The 18,889-nt window shown below is 62.9% G+C and carries 18 protein-coding genes and 3 tRNA genes; 13 read left to right on the forward strand and 8 right to left on the reverse strand.

Annotated elements, in window-relative coordinates; genetic code table 11:
• Window positions 1-62 precede the first annotated feature (62 nt).
• The 4 genes from SJI03_RS18865 to SJI03_RS18880 all read right to left on the reverse strand — a co-directional run bounded on the left by SJI03_RS18865 (window position 63) and on the right by SJI03_RS18880 (window position 4,107).
• Window positions 63-1,490 (reverse strand): hypothetical protein, encoded by a 1,428-nt coding sequence (locus SJI03_RS18865; RefSeq protein WP_322428199.1) that lies wholly within the window; start codon window positions 1,488-1,490, stop codon window positions 63-65.
• Between the two features lie 74 nt (window positions 1,491-1,564).
• Window positions 1,565-2,023, reverse strand: coding sequence for a hypothetical protein (locus SJI03_RS18870; protein ID WP_158301205.1), 459 nt, complete (start codon window positions 2,021-2,023; stop codon window positions 1,565-1,567).
• A 278-nt stretch (window positions 2,024-2,301) separates the two neighbouring features.
• Window positions 2,302-3,015 (reverse strand): hypothetical protein, encoded by a 714-nt coding sequence (locus SJI03_RS18875; protein ID WP_322428200.1) that lies wholly within the window; start codon window positions 3,013-3,015, stop codon window positions 2,302-2,304.
• Window positions 3,016-3,045: 30 nt separating this feature from the next.
• Window positions 3,046-4,107: an AI-2E family transporter gene (locus SJI03_RS18880; protein ID WP_322428201.1), complete on the reverse strand. Its 1,062-nt coding sequence runs from the start codon at window positions 4,105-4,107 to the stop codon at window positions 3,046-3,048.
• 197 nt (window positions 4,108-4,304) lie between these two features.
• On the opposite strand from SJI03_RS18880, the gene SJI03_RS18885 reads away from it, so the two are divergent.
• Entirely contained in the window at window positions 4,305-4,931 is a 627-nt protein-coding gene (locus tag SJI03_RS18885) for a flavin reductase family protein (protein ID WP_099378219.1), read from the forward strand.
• An 8-nt stretch (window positions 4,932-4,939) separates the two neighbouring features.
• Here SJI03_RS18885 and SJI03_RS18890 read toward each other — a convergent pair whose 3' ends face one another.
• Complete coding sequence (locus SJI03_RS18890) at window positions 4,940-5,752, reverse strand: FadR/GntR family transcriptional regulator (RefSeq protein WP_322428202.1); 813 nt, start codon at window positions 5,750-5,752, stop codon at window positions 4,940-4,942.
• A 189-nt stretch (window positions 5,753-5,941) separates the two neighbouring features.
• Here SJI03_RS18890 and SJI03_RS18895 point away from each other — a divergent pair, with 189 nt between their 5' ends.
• The 6 genes from SJI03_RS18895 to denD are packed head-to-tail and all read left to right on the forward strand — an operon-like array spanning window position 5,942 to window position 11,937.
• The gene (locus SJI03_RS18895; protein ID WP_416208768.1) at window positions 5,942-7,270 is read left to right on the forward strand and encodes an MFS transporter; all 1,329 of its coding nucleotides are present in this window, start codon (window positions 5,942-5,944) and stop codon (window positions 7,268-7,270) included.
• Window positions 7,271-7,284: 14 nt separating this feature from the next.
• Window positions 7,285-8,208 (forward strand): L-threonate dehydrogenase, encoded by a 924-nt coding sequence (ltnD, locus tag SJI03_RS18900; RefSeq protein WP_322428203.1) that lies wholly within the window; start codon window positions 7,285-7,287, stop codon window positions 8,206-8,208.
• Complete coding sequence (otnK, locus tag SJI03_RS18905; RefSeq protein ID WP_322428204.1) at window positions 8,205-9,506, forward strand: 3-oxo-tetronate kinase; 1,302 nt, start codon at window positions 8,205-8,207, stop codon at window positions 9,504-9,506. The genes ltnD and otnK overlap by 4 nt, the downstream gene beginning before the upstream one ends.
• A complete protein-coding gene (otnC, locus tag SJI03_RS18910; protein WP_099378224.1) occupies window positions 9,503-10,147 on the forward strand; it encodes a 3-oxo-tetronate 4-phosphate decarboxylase in 645 nt (214 codons plus the stop codon). The genes otnK and otnC overlap by 4 nt, the downstream gene beginning before the upstream one ends.
• A gap of 18 nt (window positions 10,148-10,165) precedes the next feature.
• Entirely contained in the window at window positions 10,166-10,957 is a 792-nt protein-coding gene (otnI, locus tag SJI03_RS18915) for a 2-oxo-tetronate isomerase (protein ID WP_099378225.1), read from the forward strand.
• Window positions 10,958-10,959: 2 nt separating this feature from the next.
• Window positions 10,960-11,937 (forward strand): D-erythronate dehydrogenase, encoded by a 978-nt coding sequence (denD, locus tag SJI03_RS18920; RefSeq protein ID WP_322428205.1) that lies wholly within the window; start codon window positions 10,960-10,962, stop codon window positions 11,935-11,937.
• On the opposite strand, the gene SJI03_RS18925 is transcribed toward denD, so the two are convergent.
• Window positions 11,934-12,776 carry a helix-turn-helix domain-containing protein gene (locus tag SJI03_RS18925; protein ID WP_322428206.1) on the reverse strand — a complete coding sequence of 281 codons (843 nt, stop codon included), beginning with the start codon at window positions 12,774-12,776 and terminating at the stop codon, window positions 11,934-11,936. The two genes, denD and SJI03_RS18925, sit on opposite strands and share 4 nt — an antisense overlap.
• A 56-nt stretch (window positions 12,777-12,832) precedes the next feature.
• Between SJI03_RS18925 and SJI03_RS18930 the strand changes: the two genes are divergently transcribed.
• Window positions 12,833-13,330, forward strand: coding sequence for a DUF3224 domain-containing protein (locus SJI03_RS18930; protein WP_322428207.1), 498 nt, complete (start codon window positions 12,833-12,835; stop codon window positions 13,328-13,330).
• Between the two features lie 24 nt (window positions 13,331-13,354).
• Here SJI03_RS18930 and uvrB read toward each other — a convergent pair whose 3' ends face one another.
• On the reverse strand, window positions 13,355-15,442 hold the full coding sequence (gene uvrB, locus SJI03_RS18935) for an excinuclease ABC subunit UvrB (RefSeq protein WP_099378229.1): 2,088 nt from the start codon (window positions 15,440-15,442) through the stop codon (window positions 13,355-13,357).
• A 112-nt stretch (window positions 15,443-15,554) separates the two neighbouring features.
• Between uvrB and SJI03_RS18940 the strand changes: the two genes are divergently transcribed.
• The 5 genes from SJI03_RS18940 to SJI03_RS18960 all read left to right on the forward strand — a co-directional run bounded on the left by SJI03_RS18940 (window position 15,555) and on the right by SJI03_RS18960 (window position 17,806).
• Window positions 15,555-16,769 (forward strand): amino acid aminotransferase, encoded by a 1,215-nt coding sequence (locus SJI03_RS18940; protein WP_322428208.1) that lies wholly within the window; start codon window positions 15,555-15,557, stop codon window positions 16,767-16,769.
• Window positions 16,770-16,900: 131 nt separating this feature from the next.
• Window positions 16,901-16,976 (forward strand) — tRNA-Asn (locus SJI03_RS18945).
• A 135-nt stretch (window positions 16,977-17,111) separates the two neighbouring features.
• Window positions 17,112-17,187 (forward strand) — tRNA-Asn (locus tag SJI03_RS18950).
• Between the two features lie 123 nt (window positions 17,188-17,310).
• Window positions 17,311-17,637 (forward strand): Dabb family protein, encoded by a 327-nt coding sequence (locus SJI03_RS18955; protein ID WP_322428209.1) that lies wholly within the window; start codon window positions 17,311-17,313, stop codon window positions 17,635-17,637.
• Between the two features lie 93 nt (window positions 17,638-17,730).
• A tRNA-Asn gene (locus SJI03_RS18960) sits at window positions 17,731-17,806 on the forward strand.
• A gap of 63 nt (window positions 17,807-17,869) precedes the next feature.
• Here SJI03_RS18960 and SJI03_RS18965 read toward each other — a convergent pair.
• A complete protein-coding gene (locus SJI03_RS18965; protein ID WP_322428210.1) occupies window positions 17,870-18,841 on the reverse strand; it encodes an alpha/beta hydrolase in 972 nt (323 codons plus the stop codon).
• Window positions 18,842-18,889: the final 48 nt, after the last annotated feature.

Below are 18,889 nucleotides of genomic sequence, written 5' to 3' on the forward strand. Positions count from 1 at the left end.
GCAATGACAGGATCAATGCAAGCGGTCCGGGACGTCCCCGTTTGTCTCCGTGGCCCGTCCGCCTAGCCGAGGTTCGCCAGGTAGCGCAAGCCCGTGATGCTGGGGAAGAAGCAATACACGCCGCCACGCGTGATGACGCTGCGCGAGAAATGCTGCAGTTCCGTGTTGCCGCTGCCCTTGGGGCCCACGCCGGGCAAGGTGAAGGAACTGACGGCCGGGTCGTTGACACCCAGAAACACGTCCTGGCCGCTGATGTTGAGCGTGGCATTGCCCGCCTCGGGACCGGCCGGACCGACGGCCGATTTGACGAAAATATCCTCATTGTTCCACTGCTTCATCAGGAATTCAAACTGATTGCGCAGGCTGGCATTGATGAAATAGCCGACCAGGCCGCGCTGTTCTGCGATGGGGGCGGCCGGATCATATTCGCTGCCGTAAGGCATGGCGCGCCGCACGATGCGGTGGTGGCGGGCGGAGGCGCCCACGACGGCTTCGTCGCGCGGATTGTTGCGCCGGATATGCGAACCGATCGGGCATTTCAGACCCAGCGTGTCGTCCTGTTCCGGCTGTTCATCGACATAGTGAAAGCGGTTCAGGCTGGCGTCCGGCAGCACGGGGCCTGCCTCGTCCGGCCTGAGCACGAGCGGATTGCCATTGCGCCAGCGCCCGCACATCTTGGCGGCCACCATTTCGGTGCTGAGCCCGGAACTGGCCGCGCCCTGGCTCAGGATGCTGTCAAACAGGGGCACGTCCTGCTCCAGGATGCGGAAGGCGGCGTAGCTGCCATTGGTGGACAGTTGCGGCGGTTGCACCTCGTAGGTGCCGCCGTTCTCATTCTGATAGCCGAGCAGGAATTCCCCCGTCATGACGCTGTTGAGCGGGTCAGGGTCGTGCTCGTGCTTGCGCTGCGGTGCGCCATCGACGTCCGGCTGGGCGATGCTGTCGCGGTAGCCGAAATGCACGCGGTTGTCTGGCAGGGCCACGCCGTCGTGTGCATACAGTTCACGCCAGCCGGCGGCAAAGGCGCGGCGGAGTCTGGCCGAGCTTGCCTCCAGCACTTCCGTCGATTCGCTGACCCATAGGCTCAGTATCGCATGCACCTGGCCCGCTTTGGTGGCCGGCCCCAGGTTGCCGAGCCAGTGTTCGGGGGCGCTGTCGCCCACGTCGCCCACGGCCTTGACGCTGGCCGGGTCGGCTGCGCCCCGTTGAAATGCCTGGTCAAAGGTGCTCAGGTCGGTCGCGGCAACGCCCAGCGCCGACAGGCCGGGAGCGGTAAAGCTGAGGTTCAGGAAGCAGGGCGGCTTGGGGCGGATATGGCGCGCGGTGGTAATGGACGGCAAGCCGTCGCTGCCGTCGAGCAGGGCCGCGATGGTGCGTCGTGCCAGCGCCGCATCCGTGATGCTGAAGATGAAATGGCGCGCCAGGTTGACGCGGTAGCCGCGCAGGATCGTGCCTTGCACGTCGTCGTAATCGATGGTGGGATCGGCCATGCTGTCTCCGGGGGCTGGGGTGGTGGCTGGCAGGGTGGTGGGGCCGCTTGCGCAGCCCCGGCGTGGTGTTCGGTTCAGACCGAGGCGAGGATTTTCTGAACGGTCTGCGGATAAGCGCTATACAGGCCATTATTGGGCACGTGCTGCGCGGCGTCGTTGGCCGTGATGAAGGCTTCAAATGCGGTCACGTGCTTCGCAACGGGCATCAACGCCTTGCCACCCACGACAAACTGCAGCAGTGCGTCGAATACCTCGCCCAACTGGTCCACGAAATCTTCGATGTAGTCGTTGAAGCTGCCGTCATATTCGGTGATTACGCCGATGATCAGGGTATCGGAAGGGCCCACCGATTGAAGGTTGGGCAGCAGATTGGCCTGGGAGCGGTCAAGCAGGGTGAAACGGGCAAAGTGCACGGTACCGATATCGGTGAGGGCGGCATTGATCTTCGCCTGGTACTCCACCAATGTTGCGGCGATGGCGGTCGGATTGGTGCCGGGAAGTACCGGCATCATTAAGCACAGTGGATTTGCCATGGGAGGCTCCTCATTACGTGGTTGTCGGGAGGACCGACACTACGCCGCGGCGCCCGGTGCGTCAAAAACTATATTTTCGCGTCTGTTGTTAAATGTATACTGTTGCAACATGATAAATTTGCGAAATGCGGTCTCATGTGGATAGTTGCCGAGGCTGGCCGGCGCCGGCGGACACTCTGCCGCCAGGCTGTTCCCGCCTGTTTCAGGAAGCGCAAGTGGCGCCGTCGGCAGCGCCGGGTTCCGCAGGTTTTATTGGAGGCGCGCTGCATCGCCCGCTGTTAAAACCGGATGGGACAAGGCGCCGCCGTCCCTTCGCCGAAACCGGCGTAGCCGGACCGCGCGCTGAGGTTCAGCGACATGCTGCCTTTGTCGGGTAAATAGATGCAGTATTCACCGGTCGCCGTGATGACGCGGTAGATGCGTTTCGGGTCGTTTGGCGCGCTGAACAGCTCAATGCGGGCCGCTTCGAACCACTTCGGCTTGACCGCCGCATGCGCTTGCGCAAATCCCTTTGCCAGGCGCGTCTGCGGCGTATCGGGCGGCGCCACGAACTCCTGCGGATGCTCGGCGCGCAGCTGGCGGTCGATGGCGCCGGCTGCCAGCAGCGCCTGTTGCGCCAGGGTGAGGGTGCCGGTCTTCGGGGCGGCCGGTGCCGGTTCTGCCGGCAGGGCATCGTCTTGTGGCTGGTCCTGCAGCGATGCCGTCGCCGCCTTTGGCGGCGACACGCTTGCCGCGCTCGATGGATGGGCTGGCGCGCGTGCCGGTGCCGGCGCCGGATCGGGCTTGGCGGGTGGAATGAAGCGTTGCATTGGGCGCTGTGGCGGCATCAGCTGCAGCCAGATCCGGTCATCGTGCTCGACGCTTGTGTGTACAGGCCGCGTGGCTACCCAGAACAGCGCCAGGTGCAGCACGATAATCGCGGCGATGTAGCGGCCATGGGGACGCTGGCCGAGAGAAAAATCATGCGCTTGTCCTGCAAGGTCGATGCGCATTTGTTTCCCGCCTGCCCAGGCCGCCACGCCTCAATCCTCGGCCTGGAATTCGCTGGCCGAGACGAACAGATCCCACGAGGCGATGAACAGGGCCGCCACCACGGGGCCGATGACGAAGCCGTTCAGGCCAAACAGGGCCATGCCGCCCACGGTCGACAGCAGCACCACGTAGTCGGGCATCTTGGTATCCTTGCCGACCAGGATGGGGCGCAGCACGTTGTCGACCAGGCCGATGACGAAGACGCCGAAGGCGGCCAGGCCTGCGCCTTGCCAGATGGCGCCCGTGGCCAGGAAGTAGACGGCCACGGGCGCCCAGACGAGGGCGGCGCCGACGGCCGGCAGCAGCGACAGGAAGGCCATCAGCACGGCCCACAGCAGGGGCGCGGGCACGTCGAGGAACCAGAACGCCAGCCCGCCGAGGGCGCCCTGGGCGATCGCCACGAGTATATTGCCCTTCACCGTGGCGCGGATCACCGTGGTGAAATTGGTGAACAGGCGTTGCTTGTACTTGCGGCTCAGCGGCACGGCACCCTTGATGCGGGCCGACAGGGCGGAGCCGTCGCGCATGAGGAAAAACAACAGGTACAGCATGATGCACAGGCTGGTGAGAAATTCGAAGGTGTACAGGCCCACATTGATGGCTTTCACGGCCACCACCTGGCTCACTTGCGTGGCGCCCTCGGCCAGCTTGTCCTGCAGGCTGGCCAGGCTGGTCAGGTTGAAGCGGTCGAGCAAGTTGATCAGCCATTGCGGCAGCACCGCCATGATCTTATTGAAGAACATGGTGACCGTGATTTCACCCGAACGCACCATTTCCACGACGCTGGCCGCCTGGTTTACGAGCGACACGGAAATGAGCGACAGTGGCAGGATCACGATGACGATGATGAGCAGCAAGGTCAGCAGCGACGCCAGGCCGGCGCGGCCCTTGGTTTTCCTCAGCAGCCAGCGGTACACGGGGGCGAACAGGATCGCCAGGATGACGCCCCAGAAGATGGCGCCCGCATACGGCGCCAGTATCCAGCCGAAGCCGATGGTGACGATGCTCAGGAGGAGCAAGAACACTTTCTGGTGCAGCGTGAGGGTATGCATGGGCGGTAGTGGAATGATAAGGGTTGAGTTGTCCCATCATAAGCGAGGCATGGTGCGGCGCGCCATAGAATTGTCGTGATGCGTGCGCGAGCGCACCCGGCACCGGCGGGCTGACAACGCGGTGGCGGCAATTCCAGTAAGCTGTTGCTCCAGGCGTTCCATCCCGGGCGCCTAAGACTTCGACTTCAGGAACGCGCGTGGCCGACAATATTCACTTTTATGAACCGGCACAGGGCCATGGCCTGCCGCATGATCCGTTCAACGCCATCGTGGGGCCGCGGCCCATCGGCTGGATCGCTTCGCAGAGCAGCGAGGGCGTGCTCAATCTGGCGCCGTACAGCTTTTTCAACGCCTTTAATTACCATCCGCCGCTGATCGGTTTTTCCAGCATCGGCCGCAAGGATACCTTGCGCAATATCGAACAGACGGGTGAATTCGTGTGGAACCTGGCGACGCGTCCGCTGGCCGGGGCGATGAATATCAGCTGCGCGCCGGCGCCGCCCGAAGTCGATGAATTCGCGCTGGCCGGCCTGACGCCGGCCGCCTCGCGCATCGTCAACGTGCCGCGCGTGGAGGAAAGCCCCGTCTCCTTCGAATGCCGGCGCACGCAGATCATCGAGCTGCAAGGCGTCAATGGCGACGGTGTCGGCAGCTGGCTGGTGCTGGGGGAAGTGGTGGGCGTGCACATCGCGCACCACCTGTTGACCGATGGCGTGTACGACACGGCCGCCGCGGCGCCGATCTTGCGCGGCGGCGGCCCGGCCGATTATTTCGAGATCGGACCGGACAGCTTGTTCCACATGCGCCGGCCCAGCTATCCCTGAGCCAGGATTTATTTCTGCATGATGGGGTCGCGTCCCAGGGTGCGCGCCAGCGCGCCGCCGTCGCCGCGCCAGAATTCGCGGTCGGCCAGGCGCACGCGTTCGGCCGCATGCTGCATGTGTTCCATGGCCGCCTGGCGCGCCCGTTGCGGGTCGCCGTCAGCAATCGCCTGCACGATCTTTTCATGTTCGCGCCGCACTTCGATTGAAAAGTCCGTGCGCCGCGCTTCATTCGCGCGCGTCACCTTGACGGCCGAGCGGATCGGGTCGGCGAACATGGCGACGAATTTCGGCCAATAGGGATTGCCCGTCGCCTCGGCGATGCACAAGTGCAGGCGCACGTCTTCTTCCACGCCATCGACGCCGGCCGCCACCGCTTCCTCGATGCGCCGCAGCGCGTGTTCGATGTCGGCCAGCTGGCCCGGCGTGCGCCGCACGGCCGCCAGCGCGGCGATTTCCGCTTCCAGGCCCTGGCGCACTTCGATCAGGTTCAGCAGCGATTGCACCGATTGCTCCGTCAGCGCGTCGCCCCGTTCGCCGCTCTTCGCGCCATCCTGCGCACACACGAAGGTGCCGCTACCCTTGCGCGTGACGAGGATGCTTTCGGCTTGCAGCAGGGCTATGGCTTCACGCAGCACCGTGCGGCTCACACCGAAATGCTCGGCCATCGCCTGCTCCGACGGCAGGCGCGTGCCGGCGGCCAGACCGTCGTGGTGGAGCTGCTGGCGCAAGCGGGCCGCCACGCGCGCACCCAGGGTGCCGGTGGTGAAGCTGCCCGCGGCGGGCTCCGGCGCGGGGAGGGTGAAGCTAAACGTGCGGTCCATCGGGTGCATCCTTGCGCTAACGGTTTTCAAATGGGATTGCCTGCTTGCCATTATATGGAATATACAGCTTGACACACATAAAACACACACATAATATACATCCATACAAATTTTAGACAAGTTGCCAGCCACCTCCGGTGGACCATAAAAACCCGGCACGGTCGATCCCTTCGTGATCAGGAGACAAGCATGGAAGTGTCACAAACAATGCCGGGCCAGCCGGCAGGCGCCGCCGCCAGCCAGAAAATCATCGATGACGCCGTCTACCGCAAGGTGACCTGGCGCATCATCCCCTTCCTCATGCTGTGCTACATCGTCGCTTACCTCGACCGTGTGAACGTGGGCTTCGCCAAGCTGCAGATGCTGGCCGACCTGCAGTTTTCCGAAACCGTGTATGGCCTGGGCGCCGGCGTGTTCTTCCTCGGCTACTTCCTGTTCGAAGTACCCAGCAATGTGATGCTGCATAAAATCGGCGCGCGCGTGTGGATCGCCCGCATCATGATCACCTGGGCCATCATCTCGGGTGCCTTCATGTTCGTCACCACGCCGACCATGTTCTACATCATGCGCTTCCTGCTCGGCGTGGCCGAAGCGGGCTTCTTCCCCGGCATCATCCTGTACCTGACCTACTGGTATCCATCCGAGCGCCGCGCACGCATGGTCTGCACCTTCATGGCGGCCATTCCCGTGGCGGGCCTGATCGGCGGCCCGCTGTCGGGCTGGATCATGGAAACCTTCGCCGGCGTGCATGGCTATGCGGGCTGGCAGTGGATGTTCGTGCTCGAAGCCATCCCCGCCGTGATCATGGGCGTGGCCGTGCTGCTGTACCTCGATAACAGCATCCGCGCCGCCAAGTGGCTGACGGAAGACGAAAAAGTGATCCTCGAGCAGCGCATCGCCACGGAAGCGAAGGGCAAGGTGTCGCACCCGTCGATCCGCGCCATGTTCGCCGATCCGCGCATCTGGGTCATGGCCCTGATTTATTTCTGCTGCGTGATGGGCCAGTATTCGCTGACGTTCTGGCTGCCCAGCCTGATCAAGGCGGCTGGCGTGACGGGCGTGCTCAATATCGGTTTGTTTACCGCGATTCCCTATTCGTTTGCCGTGGCCACGATGATTTTGCTGGGCCGCAGCTCGGACAAATACCGCGAACGCCGCTGGCATATGGCCATTCCGCTGGTGATCGGCGCGGCCGCCATCGTTTGCAGCGCGCTGGCCGGCGCCCATAACACGGGCTGGGCCATCTTCTTCCTGACGATCGCCGCCGGCGGCATCCTGGCCGCCTCGCCCATGTTCTGGAGCCTGCCGACGGCCTTCCTCGGTGGCGTCTCGGCCGCCGCCGGCATCGCCGCCATCAATTCGGTGGGCAACCTGGCCGGTTTCGCGGCGCCATACATGATCGGCTCGATCAAGGACCTGACACAGTCGACCGACATCGCCATCTACCTGCTGGCGGCCATCCTCGTGATCGGCGCGGTCATCATCATGCGCGTGCCGGCCAAGCTGGTGAACAAATAAAACTGGAGTAGCAGATGAACGTAGCAATCAAAAAAGTAGGTGTGATCGGCCTGGGCGCCATGGGCATGGGCATCGCGCAATCCTTGCTGCGCGCCGGTTTTGAGGTGCATGCCTGCGACGTGCGGCCCGAAACCGTGCAAGCGCTGGCAGACAAGGGCGCCCGTGCGGCGCAGTCGCCGGCCGCGCTGGCGGCGCAGGTGCAGGCCGTGCTGATCGTCGTTGTCAACGCGCAGCAGACGGAGTCCGTGCTGTTTGGCGAGCACGGCGCGGCCAGCGCCCTGGCGGCGGGCAGCGTGGTGATCGCCTGCGCCACCGTGGCGCCGGAGTTTGCCGAAGCCCTCGGCGCGCGCCTGGCGGCCATGGGCTTGCGCTTCATCGATGCGCCCATCTCTGGCGGCGCGGCCAAGGCGGCGGCCGGCGAAATGTCCGTCATGGCGGCCGGCGCACCCGAGGCGTTCGATGCCTGCGCCGGCATCTTTGACGCCATCTGCGCAAAGTTGTACTGCCTGGGCGAACAGCCGGGGCAGGGCTCGAAAGTCAAGATGATCAACCAGCTGCTGGCCGGCGTGCACATCGCCGCCGCCGCCGAAGCGATGGCCTTGGGACTGCGCGCTGGCTGCGACCCGGACGCGCTGTACGAAGTCATTTCGAACAGCGCCGGCAGTTCCTGGATGTTCCAGAACCGGGTGCCGCATATTTTGAAAGGCGACTACGCGCCGCTGTCGGCCGTGAATATTTTTGTGAAAGACCTCGGCATCGTGCTCGATTACGCAAAAAAAAGCGTGTTCCCGTTGCCCCTGTCGGCCACGGCGCACCAGATGTTCATGCAGGCGTCGGCAGCAGGCTTTGGCGGCGAGGACGACTCGGCCGTCATCAAGATTTTCCCGGGCATTGAACTGCCGGCGCAAGCGTCACTGAATCAAGAGGAACCATCATGACCGTACTACTGGGATGTATCGCCGACGATTTCACGGGTGGCACCGACCTGGCCGGCATGCTGGTCAAGGCCGGCATGCGCACGGTGCAGCTGATCGGCGTGCCGCAAGGTCCGCCGCCGGCCGACGTCGACGCCGTCGTCATCGCGCTGAAGTCGCGCACGAATGCGCCCGAGGAGGCGGTGGCTGAATCGCTGGCTGCGCTGGCCTGGCTGCAGCAAGCCGGATGCAAGCAGTTTTACTTCAAGTACTGCTCCACGTTCGACTCCACGCCGCGCGGCAATATCGGACCCGTGGCCGAGGCGCTGATGCGGGCGCTTGACACGGATTTTACGATTGCCTGCCCGGCGTTCCCCGCCAACGGCCGCACCATCTACAAGGGCAACCTGTTTGTCGGCGACGTGCCGCTGGCCGAATCTGGCATGCGCGACCATCCCTTGACGCCGATGACGGATTCGAACCTGGTGCGCGTGCTGCAGCAGCAGGTGCAAGCCAAGGTAGGTCTGGCCGATTTCTCCGTGGTGGAGAAGGGCGCCGCAGCCATCGCCCAGCGCTTCACGGACTTGCGCGGCCAGGGCTGCCATTTCGCCGTCGTCGATGCCGTCTCGAACCGCGACCTGGAAGCCATCGGCGCCGCCTGCGCGGACTTGAAACTGATCACGGGCGGCTCCGGCATCGCGCTGGGACTGCCGCAGAATTTCCGCCAGCGGGGGCAATTGGCGCCATCGCCCGCCGGCCAGGCGGGGCGCCTGCCGCCGCCGACAGGCCTGCGTGCCGTGATCTCGGGCAGCTGCTCCGTGGCCACGCAGCAGCAGGTGGCGCACCTGCGTGAACTGGCGCCATCGTTCCACGTCGACCCATTGCAGCTGGCCGCGGGCGGCGAGGTGGTTGACGCCGTGATCGAGCAGGCGTTGGCCTGGGCCGGCGCGCATCTGGCGCAAGGCCCTGTGCTGATCTATGCCACGGCCACGCCGGATGCCGTGCGCGCCGTGCAGGCGCAGCTGGGCGTGGAGCGGGCCGGCGCGCTCGTCGAGGAAACCCTGGCCGCCATCGCGCAAGGCCTGGTGCGCCTCGGCGTGGGCCAACTGATCGTCGCCGGCGGCGAAACCTCGGGTGCGGTGGTGAAAGCGCTGGGTGTGGCGGGTTTGCGCATCGGCCCCGAGATCGACCCTGGCGTGCCGTGGACGCAAGCCTTGCCTGCATTGGGTGACGATGGCGCGGCGCCGCTGGCGCTGGCGCTCAAGTCCGGCAATTTCGGCACGGTCGATTTCTTCAGCAAAGCGTGGCAGGTGCTGGCATGAGCAGCAGCGAATCGCGCCAGCGCGAGCAGATCGTCGACTTCGGCAAGTCGCTATACGAGCGTGGCTTGACGGCGGGCAGCAGCGGCAACCTGAGCGTGCGCCTGGATGACGGCTGGCTGCTGACGCCGACGAACGCCAGCCTGGGACGGCTCGATCCCGCGCAATTGTCCAAGCTCGATTGGGACGGCAACTTGATCAGCGGCGCACCGCCGTCGAAAGAGGCGTTCCTGCACCGCGCCATGTACGCGGAGCGGGGCGGCGCCGGCGCCATCGTGCATCTGCACTCGACGCATTCGGCGGCCGTGTCGTGCATGTGCGGCTTGAACCATGACGACTGCATCCCGCCGCTCACGCCCTACTTTGTGATGAAGGTGGGGCGCCTGCCGCTGGTGCCGTATCACCGTCCGGGCGACCCGGCGCTGGCTGGCGCCATCGGTGCCATGGCACGCAAGCATTCGGCCGTGCTGCTGGCCAATCACGGCCCCGTCGTCTCGGGCTCGAATCTGGAAGCGGCCGTGTATGCGGCCGAGGAACTGGAAGAGACGGCCAAGCTGTTCCTGCTGCTGCGCGACGTGCCCACGCGCCCGCTCGACGCGGCGCAGATCGCCGACCTGAAACACACATTCAAACTCGACATATAAAAAATCCAGGAGATACGCATGCCCCGCTTTGCCGCCAATCTGACCATGATGTTCAACGAAGTGCCGTTCCCGCAGCGCTTTGCCGCCGCCGCGCAAGCGGGTTTTAAAGGCGTCGAATTCCTTTTCCCGTATGACCACGCGCCGCAGGAAGTGGCCGGCTGGCTGCGCGAGCATGGTTTGATAAATGTGCTGTTCAACCTCCCGCCGGGCGACTGGGCGGCGGGCGAGCGGGGCATCGCTTCGCTGCCGGGCCGCGAGGAAGAATTCCGCGCTGGCGTGGCGCGCGCCATCGAGTATGCGCTGGCCCTGGGCACCCCGCGCGTGCACATGATGGCGGGGCTGGTGCCGGAGGGCGCCGACCTGGCGCTGCACCGTGCCACGTACCTGACGAACCTGCGGTACGCGGCCCAGGCCGTGGGCCAGCATGGCATCGAACTCTTGATCGAACCGATCAACGGGCGCGACATGCCTGGCTACTTCCTCGTCACGCAGGCGCAGGGCCATGCGCTACGCCTGGAATCGGGCCAGCCCAACGTCAAGGTGCAGATGGATTTTTATCACACGCAGATCGTCGAGGGCGATATCGCCATGACGTTCAGGAACAACTTCGACGGCATCGGCCACGTGCAGATCGCCAGCGTCCCGGCGCGCAATGAGCCGGACGATGGCGAAGTCAATTACCCGTATTTATTCAGCCTGCTCGATGAACTGGGTTACGACGGCTGGATCGGCTGCGAATACCGTCCGCGCGGGCGCACAGAAGATGGCCTGGGCTGGCTCGCCGCATACAACAACAAACAAGGAGCATGAACATGAAAGTACTCATTACCGGCGGCGCCGGTTTCCTCGGGCAGCGCCTGGCGCGCCAGTTGCTGGCGCAAGGCCAGCTGACGGACAGCCAGGGCCAGTTGCAAACGATCAGCGAGCTGGTATTGGTCGACGTGGTGGCTGCGCATGACTTCAACGATGCGCGCGTAAAAGTGGTCACGGGCGACATCGCCGACGGTGCCCTGATGCGTGCCACCATCGATGCGCGCACAAGCTCGATCTTCCATATGGCCGCCATCGTCAGCGGCCAGGCGGAAGCCGATTTCGAGCTGGGCATGCGCATTAACCTTGATGCGTCGCGTTTGCTGCTCGATATCTGCCGCGAACTGGGACACAAGCCGAAAGTGGTGTTTACCAGTTCCGTGGCCGTCTACGGCGGCCAGCTGCCGGACGTGGTGCAGGATACGACGGCACTGAACCCGCAGTCGTCGTACGGCGCGCAAAAGGCCATCGGCGAACTGTTGCTCAACGATTACAGCCGCCGCGGCTTTGTCGATGGCCGCGTCTTGCGCTTGCCCACCATCAGCGTGCGTCCCGGCAAACCGAACAAGGCGGCGTCATCGTTCGCCAGCGGCATCATCCGCGAACCCTTGAATGGCGAGGCGGCCGTCTGCCCCGTGTCCACCGACCTGCGTCTGTGGCTGCTGTCGCCGCGCGGCGCCATCGCCTCGCTGATCGCCGGCCACGAACTGGCGGGCGAGGCGTTTGGCGCCAGCCGCACAGTGAACTTGCCGGGCTTGAGCGTGAGCGTGGGCGAAATGATCGCCGCACTCGAAGCCGTGGCCGGCAGCGACGTGACGGCCCGCATCAGCTATGCACCCGATCCCGCCGTCGAGCGCATCGTCAGGAGCTGGCCCGGCGCCTGGGATACGGCACGGGCCGAAGCGCTGGGTTTGACGGCCGATGCAGATTTCGCCGCCATCATCCGTGCGTATGTCGACGACATGAAAGCGGCCGGCTAGGTGACTGTCGCCAGCTGCGAGCGGCGATAGTCGAGCGGCGTGCTGCCCACCAGGTCCGCAAAACTGCGGCTGAAATGGGCCTGGTCAAAAAAGCCCAGTTCCTGCGCCAGGCTGGCCAGGTCGGGCGCATCGGGCTGCGCCAGGCGCCAGATCGCTTCCTGCAGACGGTAGCGCTGGATCACCCACTTTGGCGGCACGCCCACGTAGTTGGCGAACAGGCGCTGCAGCCGTCGTTCGCCGATGGCCATTTTTTCGCACAGTTGCGCCACGCTTGCCGGGCCGTTGTGGGCCGCCGCCGCGGCAGTCAGCCTGGCTGCCAGCAGGGCGGCGGCGTCGACTTGCGGCAGCCTTGCCAGCAGCAGTGCCTGTGCCTGCGCCACCATGGCCGTATCGTCGGCTTGTTGCAGCACCAGCGCCTCGGCTTGCGCGGCAGGCATGTCCAGCATGGCATCGGCGGCGATGGTCGTATCGGTGAATGACGACAAGGGCTGGCTGATGAACGGGCGCAGGCCGCCCGGTGAAAAACGCACGCCCAGCACCTTGCCCGTTCCGCTCAATGGCCGGTCGAAGGCGCCGCGCACCACGCCATGGATGGCCGTGCGTCCAAGGTCGAACACCAGGTGCGCGTTCGGGTAGGGCAGCACGCGCTGCGTCTCCGGCGCGCAGTCCCGCCTGTCCCATTCGACCATCCAGAAGTAGTCGACGAACGGCGCCAGCGCGCCAGCCGGCGGATAGGTCGCCAGCCGTATGCGGCGCGCCGCTGCCTGCGGGTCGACGATGCCTTTCGGCGCCTGGCCGCGTGTGGCGAGCACATTGCGCGGGTTGTCGGGTTTATCCAATATTTGTCTCCTGCGTGGCTTTAAGCTGGCTCTCTCGCATCGATTGAAAGGGAGTCATGAAATCACACAGCTTGTCTGGCCTGGTGCTGGCCGCATGTTGTCTATTGGTGGCGCCAGCCGGCGCCGCCTCGTCTGCACAGGGGGATCATCGCATGCATGTACGCGCCACGGGAAGTTTCAGTATCACCATGACGCCAGCCGCGGCGCCGCAGCGCGCGGGGCGCACGACTCTGGGCAGGGTGCTGCTCGACAAAGTCTATGCCGGCGACCTGGTCGCCACGGCAAAGGGCGAGATGCTCAACGCCGTCACTGACACCAGGGGCGCGGCAGGCTATGTCGCCATGGAAGCCATCACGGGCGTGCTGCAGGGCCGGCAAGGCACCTTCGTGGCGCAGCATGCGGGCACCATGGCCGACGGCCAGCAGACGTTGTCCATCGTGATCGTGCCGCATTCCGGCACGGGGCAGCTGACAGGCATCAGCGGGACGCTGGCCATCCGCATCGTCGATGGCCAGCATTTCTACGACATCGACTATTCGCTGCCGGAGCCGTAGGCGGGTCAAGGCACGGATAGCCGTCTATTTGCCCAGTATCGACGCCACATTGTCGGTACCGGGCGCGCCGAACAGCTGCTGTTTGAGGACGTGCAGCTGGTCGCGCACCTGCGCCGCTTTTTCGAACTCGAGGTTCTTTGCGTGGTCGACCATCAGTTTTTCCAGGCGCTTGATTTCCTTGCTGACCTGTTTCTCGCTCATGGCTTCGAACTTCGCCGCTTCCTGCGCCACTTGCAGGGTTTCGCGCGCTTCCTGCGGGCTGTAGACGCCATCGATCATTTCGCGGATCGATTTTTTCACGCCGATCGGCACGATGTTGTTGGCTGTGTTGAAGGCGATCTGCTTGTTGCGGCGGCGTTCCGTCTCGTCGATGGCGCGGCGCATGGAGTCCGTGATGCGGTCGCCGTACAGGATCGCCGTGCCGTTCAGGTTACGCGCGGCGCGGCCGATGGTCTGGATCAGGCTGCGCTCGGAACGCAAGAAACCTTCCTTGTCCGCGTCGAGGATGGCGACCAGCGACACTTCCGGCAAGTCCAGACCCTCGCGCAGCAGGTTGATCCCCACCAGTACGTCGAAGGTGCCCAGGCGCAGATCGCGCAGGATTTCCACGCGCTCCACCGTCTCGATATCGCTGTGCAGATAGCGCACCTTGATGCCATGGTCGCCCAGGTATTCCGTCAACTGCTCCGACATGCGCTTGGTGAGCGTGGTCACCAGCACGCGCTCGTCCTTCTTGATGCGCTCGACGATTTCCGACATCAGGTCGTCCACCTGGCTGCTGGCGGGGCGCACGATGATCTGCGGGTCGACCAGGCCGGTGGGGCGCACGACTTGCTCGACCACCTGGTCGGAATGGCTCTTTTCGTATTCGGCCGGCGTGGCCGAGACGAACACGGTCTGGCGCATCTTCTGTTCGAATTCCTCGAATTTCAAGGGCCGGTTGTCGAGTGCCGACGGCAGGCGGAAGCCATAGTCGACCAGATTCGTCTTGCGCGAACGGTCGCCGTTGTACATGGCGCTCAGCTGGCCCGTCAGCACGTGCGACTCGTCGAGGAACATCAATGCGTCTGGCGGCAGGTAATCGACCAGGGTCGGCGGCGGTTCGCCCGGCAGCGCGCCGCTCAAATGGCGCGAGTAGTTCTCGATGCCCTTCGTAAAACCGATTTCCGCCATCATTTCCAGGTCGAAGCGCGTGCGCTGTTCCAGCCGCTGCTCCTCGATCAGCTTATTCTCCTTGCGGAAGAATTCGAGGCGTTCACGCAGCTCGTCCTTGATGGTTTCCACGGCGCGCAGCACGGTGGAGCGGGGCGTCACATAGTGCGAGCCCGGGTACACGGTGAAGCGGGGGATTTTCTGACGCACTCTGCCCGTCAGCGGGTCGAACAGCTGGATCGATTCGATCTCGTCGTCGAACATTTCCAGGCGCACGGCCAGTTCCGCATGCTCGGCGGGGAAGATGTCGATGGTATCGCCGCGCACGCGGAAGGTGCCGCGGCCGAAGTCGACTTCATTGCGCGTGTACTGCATCTGGATCAGGCGCGCGATGACGTCGCGCTGCGCGACCCTGTCCTTGACGCGCAAGGTCAGGATCATCTGGTGGTATTCGTTCGGATTGCCGATACCGTAGATGGCCGAGACGGTGGCGACGATGATGACGTCGCGCCGTTCCATCAGCGACTTGGTGCATGACAGGCGCATCTGCTCGATATGCTCGTTGATCGACGAGTCCTTTTCGATGAACAGGTCGCGCTGCGGCACGTAGGCTTCGGGCTGGTAGTAATCGTAGTAGCTGACGAAGTATTCGACGGCGTTCTGCGGGAAAAAGTCGCGGAACTCGCTGTACAGCTGCGCCGCCAGGGTCTTGTTCGGCGCGAAGACGATGGCGGGCCGGCCCATGCGCGCGATGACGTTGGCCATGGTGTAGGTCTTGCCCGAGCCGGTCACGCCCAGCAGGGTCTGGAAGGCCAGTCCGTCGGCGATCCCCTCGGATAACTGGTCGATTGCCGTGGGCTGATCGCCGGCCGGAGGGAAGGGCTGGTGCAGCTTGAAGGGGGAGTCCGGGAAAGAGATAATTGCGCTTTCCGCCTCGCTGGCGGTAGATAATTCGGGCATGTGAATCAGACCTTTGTTAGAATAGTGCTCTGCTGGCGGCCCTGGCGTTGTATTTTGGGGCGCTGTCTACAACTCCGCTGTGAACCTGCTTCCAATCGAATCCAATCTTATCATGACGAACCCAACTGTTTCTGCCAGTCTGTTTAGCGCCATCGAGATGGCCCCACGCGACCCGATCCTGGGCATCACCGAAGCATTTAACGCGGACCAGAATCCCGCCAAAATCAATCTGGGCGTTGGCGTCTATTATGACGACAACGGTAAAGTGCCTCTGTTAGCTTGCGTACGCAAGGCGGAAGCCATCCTGATCGAACAGGCGGCGCCACGCACCTACCTGCCGATCGAAGGCCTCGCCGCCTACGACAAGGCTGTGCAAGAACTCGTATTTGGCGCCGATAGCGCCGTAATTCAAGAGCGCCGCGCCGTGACCGTGCAAGCCATCGGCGGCACGGGCGCACTGAAGATCGGTGCCGACTTCCTGCAGCGCTTCGCGCCGGGTGCCCAGGTCTACATCAGCGACCCGAGCTGGGAAAACCACCGCGCGCTGTTCGAAAACGCCGGTTTTGTCGTGAATAACTACGCGTACTACGATGCCGCCACCCATGGCGTGAACTTCGACGGCATGTTGGCCAGCCTGAACGCCATGCCAGCCGGTTCCATCGTCGTGCTGCACGCCTGCTGCCACAACCCGACCGGCGCCGACCTGAGCGTGGCCCAATGGGATCAGATCATCAGCGTCGTGACTTCGCGCGGCCTGGTGCCGTTCCTGGACATGGCCTATCAAGGCTTCGCCAACGGCATCGCCGAAGACGGCGCCGTGGTGCGCCGCTTCGCCGACGCGGGCGGCCCGCTGCTGGTGTCGAACTCGTTCTCGAAATCGTTCTCGCTGTACGGCGAGCGCGTGGGCGCCCTGAGCGTTGTCGCTGCCGACGCTGACGAAGCGGCCCGTTTGCTGTCGCAGCTGAAACGTGTCGTGCGCACCAACTACTCGAATCCGCCTACGCATGGCGGCAAGGTGGTTGCCACCGTCCTGGCCACGCCGGAACTGCGCCAGCTGTGGGAAGAGGAACTGGCCGGCATGCGCGTGCGCATCCGCGAAATGCGCAATGCCTTCGTGGAAAAACTGAAAGCCAAGGCGCCAGCCCACGATTTCGAATTCGTGCGCCAGCAAATCGGCATGTTCTCGTACTCGGGTCTCACCAAGGAGCAGGTGGCGTCCTTGCGCGAGCAATCGATCTACGCCGTGGACACGGGCCGTATCTGCGTGGCAGCATTGAATTCGCGCAATATCGACATCGTCATTGACGCGATCGCCAAAGTACTTTAATATCTTGCTTCTTCGGCGTTGCATGCAAGTGCGGCGCTGATGGCGGTAGAAAGTCGGCGATGGCCGTGTTTGTGAAGATGCAGTATCAGTCTTGCAAATATGGAACAAGCGACATATAATATTGCCTCTTTTCCCTGATAGCTCAGTTGGTAGAGCGACGGACTGTTAATCCGCAGGTCCCTGGTTCGAGTCCAGGTCGGGGAGCCAGAATTCGAAAGGCCACGTTGAAAAACGTGGCCTTTTTTGTTTTTGCGGCGCCGGCGCGTAGTTTGGGGCAGGGTAAGATTTTCCCTATGGGAATCTGGACAGCGCCAAGTTTGGCCTATATAATACGGCCTCTTTTCCCTGATAGCTCAGTTGGTAGAGCGACGGACTGTTAATCCGCAGGTCCCTGGTTCGAGTCCAGGTCGGGGAGCCAGAATTCGGAAGGCCATGTTGAAAAACATGGCCTTTTTTGTTTTCCGCAGCCATCAGCAGGGCTTGCCTGTGCGTAATCGCGTTTTGCGCTATCCTGAATGCATCACTTCAGGAGCACCTTCCCATGACTTGTACCTCCGCCTTGCGCCATATCGTCCTGTGCGACTTCCTCGATGGCATCACGTCCGCCAAGCACGCCGAGCTCGTCTACGAATTTTCCCAGTTGAAACACCGCATACCCGGTGTGCGGCAATTTGAATGGGGGCCGAACGTCAGCCCGGAAGGCCTCGATGATGGCTTTACCGATTGTTTTACCCTGACCTTCGATGACGCCGGCGCGCGCGACGTGTACCTGACCCATGCGGCCCACCTGGCCTTTGTCGAGCAGCTCAAGCCATGGCTGGGGCGGGTGCTGGTATTTGACTACTATCCGCAAGAGCAGCCCGGCTGACCGCTGCCGGGCAGGCTGACGCCGGGAAAATATACATTTTTCCGGGGGAAATCTGGACACCGTAAAATTTACCCTATAGAATGCGGCCTCTTTTCCCTGATAGCTCAGTTGGTAGAGCGACGGACTGTTAATCCGCAGGTCCCTGGTTCGAGTCCAGGTCGGGGAGCCAGAACATCAGCAGCATCGAAAAGCCCAGCCTTCACGGTTGGGCTTTTTGCGTTTCAGACGCTCTTTACTTGCTTGGTTGAACTGTATCCAATGTCTTGATGATGGCCTCTTGGAATTTCACCGGTTCATCCTGGTGTATCTGATGCCCGGAATGTTCGAAGAAAAACAGCCCCTTCCTTGGCGCCTTCAAGGTGTCGAAATACGCTTGCGTGATCCTGGTCGAGGTCTGGATGTCGTTTTTACCGACGAAGAAGTACACAGGGCAGTCAACGCTCTTCAAGGTCTTGGGCAGATCAATGTTCATGACCTCGTTCCAGACGGGCGACCAGGTTTTTGACCATTGAAGAAAGCCCGTCTTGAATCCCTCGCTCGTCGCGAATGCCTTGCCATCCTTGTAAAAAAGCCATTTCCTTAAGTAAAACATGCTTTCGTCACTAGTAAACGGGAAACTGATACTGTTCAGTTCCTGGCTGGCGACGGCATTGTCCTTGAAATGCGCTTTCAAGGCTTGCAGCAATTCTTTCTCGCTTTCCAACTGGCTCACGACAGGATTCGACGCGAAATAGGCATGCAGCAGTTCCGGGTGATGCTTGACGATATCAAAGCCCAGGACGTTGCCCCAGGAGCTGCCCAGCAAGTATATTTTGTCCTGCCTGAATTCCTTGCGCAGAAATTGGACGACCTGATACGTGTCGTTCTCCATCTGCCTGACGGATGGCTGCGTGGGGGAAGGATTCAGTTTCAAGGTTTTTCCGGCGTCCCGCTGGTCCCATTGCACAATCGTGAATCTGCTTTTCAGGATATTCGTAAAGGCCTCCGCTCCCTTGATCATGGAGCTGCCCGGACCGCCGGACAAAAACAGCAGCACGGGCTTGTTCGCGTCGTCCGTCTTGATTTCCAGCACCTGCTTTATCCCGCCAATGTCAGGTGTCAGGGTGGTGGTGACTTCCGCGGAAACGGGTTTCGCTTCCGCCATGGTTTGCGCCTGGCATGCGTAGAAGGGAAGCAGGGCCGTAAAGAATACTGCCAATGTCATTTTTTTTATCATGGTGTGAGGGTCAATTTCAGGTTGTCAGAGGTTGGT

The sequence above is a fragment of the Janthinobacterium sp. GMG1 genome (assembly GCF_034427795.1).
GTDB lineage: Bacteria > Pseudomonadota > Gammaproteobacteria > Burkholderiales > Burkholderiaceae_D > Janthinobacterium.